The organism is Deltaproteobacteria bacterium (assembly GCA_016210005.1).
Classification (GTDB): Bacteria; Desulfobacterota; Binatia; order HRBIN30; family JACQVA1; genus JACQVA1.
In genome coordinates, this window is sequence record JACQVA010000153.1 from 1 (window position 1) to 4,595 (window position 4,595).

Below are 4,595 nucleotides of genomic sequence, written 5' to 3' on the forward strand. Positions count from 1 at the left end.
ACGGCGTTGACAAGCTGGTCGACTTCGAAGCGCACGGCTGCGCAGAGACCGCAATCGTGCGGGAGAAGCAGCTGAAGAAGCGGCGCCGCGCCTGGAAGAAGACAAATTGCGACCCTTTCGGCCATGGGCCTCGGCCTGACAGTACGCAGTACTGTCAGACTGGTGAGGATTTGCCCGGTCGGCTGCACGTTACCCACAGACTTGTCGCACAGCCCCAGCGCCGCGCGCGCGGGCTGCGCCTCTTGAGCGAAGCCGCCGTCCGTGCCAAGAGTTACAGCCATGCGCGGGTTAGTGGTGCGCTGGGTGGTCACAGCGTTCGCCCTCTGGCTGACCAGCCAGCTAGTCAGTGGCATTGAGTTGCACGGCGCGGGGGCGGTGTTCATTGCGGCGCTGGTGTTGGGCGTGCTCAACGCCTGCTTGCGGCCGCTGGTGCTGTTCTTCACCTTACCGATCAACCTGCTCACTCTCGGCCTGTTCACGCTGGTGGTCAACGGCTTGATGCTGTGGCTGACCTCCGGCGTGGTCCGGGGCTTCGAAGTACACGGCTTCTGGTCCGCCGTCGGCGGCGCCCTCCTACTCAGCCTGATCAGCTTCGTGCTCAACGTGTTTGTCAGCGACAGCGGCCGGATCGAGTACATCTACGTCGAGCGCATCGAGCACTGAGCGTCCCTGCGCACGCCGCACCGGGCGTGAGCGCGCGCCGCGGCCGCGCGTTGGATTCGTCAGCCTCCGCGCCTCACGGCGCACACACCAACACCAGCCGGTCCGAGTCGCTCAGCCACAGCGGGGAGTTTTCGTACGACTTACTCATCGTTGCCAGCGTGATGCGGCCGGGCGTGATCCGTGCGCCCAGTCGTAGCGGCACGCGAACGGTGAACGGCGCCGAGCACAGGCCGATCTGACTGCTCTCGACCGTTGGTTGCAGCCCGGTCGCGCCGGTGGTCCAGTCACGCAAGTTGTGGAGCGCCGTGTTCAAGCTGTTGTAGTTGGCGGCGTCGCGCAGCAGGCTGGGCAACACGATCCGTACCGGATCCGCCACCCCGAGCTGCGGGCACGTCGGCAGCCTGGCATCGATGTTGTTCAGGCATGCCACCACCCGAAACTCGCAGGCGTTGGCATCACTGCCGAAGTCGCAGGTGGGGTCATTGTTGTGGCAGGTCTGGGTGTAGTTGGGCCGGCCGCGGCGATCTAGCGCGGGCGTGTTGTTCGGATTCACCACCGACCACTCGATGAGGCAGGCGCGCTTGTCTCTCGCTGCGCTTCCCGCACCGTTGCCGGGGATCAGCTCGTAGCGGCAGGTGCTGTTGCAACCGTCACCGTCGGTGTTGTTGCCGTCATCGCACTGTTCGCCGGTGCTGAGCACGCCGTCGCCGCAGCAGTTACCCAGCGGCGTTCCCACGCATTGGCCGCCGGCGGTGCATTGGTCGTTGACGGTGCACTGACTGCCGTCGTCGCAGCCGCTGCCGGCATTCGCGAGCGCGGGCGGGGGACAGGCCGCGGACGTGCCGGTGCAGGTGGGCGCGATCTCGCACGTACCCGCCGCGCCGCAAACCAGACCGGCGTTGCCCGGGTCGTGGGTGCAGGTGCCGACTCCGTCGCACTGGTCGGAGGTGCAGACGTTGCCGTCGCTCGAGCAGGGCGTGGCGGCAGGCTGCTTGAGGTCGGCCGGGCATGCCGTCGAGCTGCCGGTGCAAGTGTCCGCCACGTCGCACTCGTTTGCAGCGGAGCGGCAGAGCGCTCCCGGGTTGCCCGCCGGATGGTTACAGCTCCCCAAGCCGTCGCATTGGTCAAGCGAGCAAGGGTTGCCGTCATCCGTGCAACCGGTGCCGCCGGTGACGTTGCAGGAGTTGTTCGCTTCATCGCAGGCATTGGCGCACTCGGGTCCGCCCGCGCAGGGGTCGCCGCCGCCGAGGCAGAGGCCGCCGCCGCACGCGTCGGTCAGAGTGCAGAACAGGCCGTCGTCGCAGGGGGAGTTGTCGGGGGCCACGCAGTTGCCGAGGCTTTCGTTGCAGACGTTCTGGCACTCGGCGCCGCTGGAGCACGGATCACCGGCGTGCGCGGTGCACGCGCCGGCGCTGCACTTGTCGGCGCCGTTGCAGAAGGTTCCGTCGCTGCAATCCGTGCCGTCCGCGAGCGGCGGCGGCGGCGCGCACAATCCCGTCAAGGGGTTGCAGTTCCCTGGCGGGCTGCACGGGTCGATGAGTGCGCTGGGACCGAAAGCAACTTCATCGATGAAGGTCCAATACGGGTTGGCGAAATCGAGGCGCGCGAAGCGCCCAGCACGGCCTGTGAGGTCAAGGGTTACATCTGCGCGTGTACCGTCCGGGATGTGGGGCAGTGTGGAGTTGGACTGTTCAAACAGCAACGGCGAACCAAAGGTAAACCCGTCGTCGCTGAAGGACACGGTCACCGACACCGGTTCCACCACGTCGGGGATCGAAGCAGTGGAGTTGCTAATGCCGATCGTGACGGTGGTGAAGTTGCGGGACGTTGGGAACCTGAAGATGACCGCAGCGGGTTTATTGAGCCACCCGACCCATTCGTAGGCCGGGCCGTTGCCTTTGTCATCCCAGTACGCGTCGGCTCCCTTCTCGCCGTCCAGGAGCTGCCCCGACGCGTACTGATCGTAGCCGCTGTTGTTCAGCCCCTGACCCACCCCATTGATAGCGACATTGTGCGGTTCATCGAAGTAGTTGTAGGACCCGGTGTCCGGAATTTCTGTGAACTTGTAAGCCACGGGGTCGCAATCTAAGCCCGGCGTACAGGGGGTTCCGCAGATAACCGGGTTAGATCCCACACACACGCCGCCTTGGCACGTGTCGGCTTGCGTGCACAGGTCGCCGTCGTTGCAGGAGGAGTTGTCGGGGGCCACGCAGTCGTCAGCCGCTTCATTGCACAGATCGTTGCATTCCGCGCCGCCGGCACAGGGATCGCCGCTGCCGGCGCAGGCACCGCCGCTGCACGTGTCGGTCTGGGTGCAGAACAGGCCGTCGTCGCACGCGGCGCCGTTGTCGGGCGTGCAGGCCGACGGCTCGCCGGTGCAGGTGTAGCAGGTCTCGATGTGGCAGACGTTGCTGCAGCCGTCGCCGCTGTCGGTGTCGCCGTCGTCACACTGCTCGCCGGCTTCGATCGTGCCGTTGCCGCACGAGGTGCACTTGCCGGCGCTGCCGGCGGCGAAGATGGCCTGCACTTCGCCGGCGCTCAGCCCGCGGTGGAAAAGTTCCAACTCGTCGACCTGCCCGTTCAAATTGAAGCCTTCGGCCTTTCCGATGGTCAGCGGTGCGGCCGGGTCGGGAATCGGATTCGAGTCGGTCGCCTGCGCCACCAGCGTGCCGTCGATGTACAGGCGGTAGCTGCTCCCGCTACGCGTGACCGCAACGTGATACCAGCGCCCGGCAAGCGGCGCCCACGGTGCCGCAACCGGATTGGCCGAGTAAGGCCCGTTGATGTGAAATCGCAGCTCGCCGCCCGACAACCAGAAGATCCACTTGTTCTGGTTACCGGCACCTTCGTCGTGTCCCGCGATCGGATCGCCACCGCCGTAGTTATTGAACTTGACCCACGAGTCGATCGAGAAATCACTGCTCCCCAAGGTCAACGCCGGATCGTCCGGCACTTCCACCCCGCCGCTGCCGTCGAAGGCGAACCCGTCGGCCACCTTGCCGGGTGCGAAACCGGCCGTTCCCTGCAGCGTGCCGTGGTGACCGCCGATGCTGTCCGCGGCGTTGCCCTCGGCCCGCCACCAACTCACCATGTCCGACGGCGGCGGCTCGCAGCCGTCGATAGCGACGAGGACGTTATCGAGGCCCCAGTCTTCATCCCCGGGGCCCTGGAGACCGGCTGCACTGAAGTTCAGCATCACGGACCCGGCGGTATGCGCGAACGTGAACGCCAGCCGATAGACAGCGTCACCGAAGAAGCTGTACCCGAGGGTGTTGACCTCGACGGCCCCGGTCTGGGGCGGGTGTGATCCGCCTGGGTATGCGTCGGGGTAGGCTTGGTCATAAACGTTGCTGAACGTCGTATTGACAAGAGTCCCACCACCGTCAACGTTCAGGTTCCATTCGTCGGGACCCACGCCGAGGGCGTTCCCGTCCCAGGACTTCAGGATGAAGAGATCGAAGGCGACAGTAAGCTGCGCGTGCGCCGGCAATCCGCTGAGCGTGAGAGACACCGTGCCGTTGTTAAATTGCCCGAGGAATCTTCGGGCACCTATTGGAGTCGTGTCGGTGGTGGTGTTCGACCACTCGGCACCGACCGCGCCCTCGAAGTCCTGGCTGTAGACCACTGCTGCGTCGGCCCGCAGCGCGCCTAACAGCGACAAAGCGCACCCAAGCGCTCCAGCCGCTCGCCACAGCCGGCCGCTCAATGCCTGTCTGCTACGAAAGGTTTCCATACGCGCTCCAAGTCAATCGGCATTACGTCCCTGACTCCTGGCCATCTCCTACGGCATGCACACCAAGCTGAGCCGATCGCTATCGCGCAGTGGGTACGGCGATGGAGAGTTTATGTACGACCTGCTCAGTGTCACCGGGCTCACGCGGCCCGCACCGGTCCAGCTGCCCCGTTGTCGCAACGGCACTCGGATCGGGAAG

At 65.6% G+C, this 4,595-nt stretch carries 2 protein-coding genes and 1 pseudogene; 1 reads left to right on the top strand and 2 read right to left on the bottom strand.

Features of this window, described 5'->3' with window-relative positions; genetic code table 11:
• The first annotated feature begins 279 nt into the window (after positions 1–279).
• A complete protein-coding gene (locus tag HY699_14640; GenBank protein MBI4517043.1) occupies positions 280–663 on the top strand; it encodes a phage holin family protein in 384 nt (127 codons plus the stop codon).
• A gap of 73 nt (positions 664–736) precedes the next feature.
• Here the strand turns inward: HY699_14640 and HY699_14645 are convergent, their stop codons facing one another.
• On the bottom strand, positions 737–2,899 hold the full coding sequence (locus HY699_14645; GenBank protein MBI4517044.1) for a hypothetical protein: 2,163 nt from the start codon (positions 2,897–2,899) through the stop codon (positions 737–739).
• A 114-nt stretch (positions 2,900–3,013) separates the two neighbouring features.
• Positions 3,014–3,859 (bottom strand): annotated as a pseudogene (locus HY699_14650) (hypothetical protein).
• Positions 3,860–4,595 lie beyond the last annotated feature (736 nt).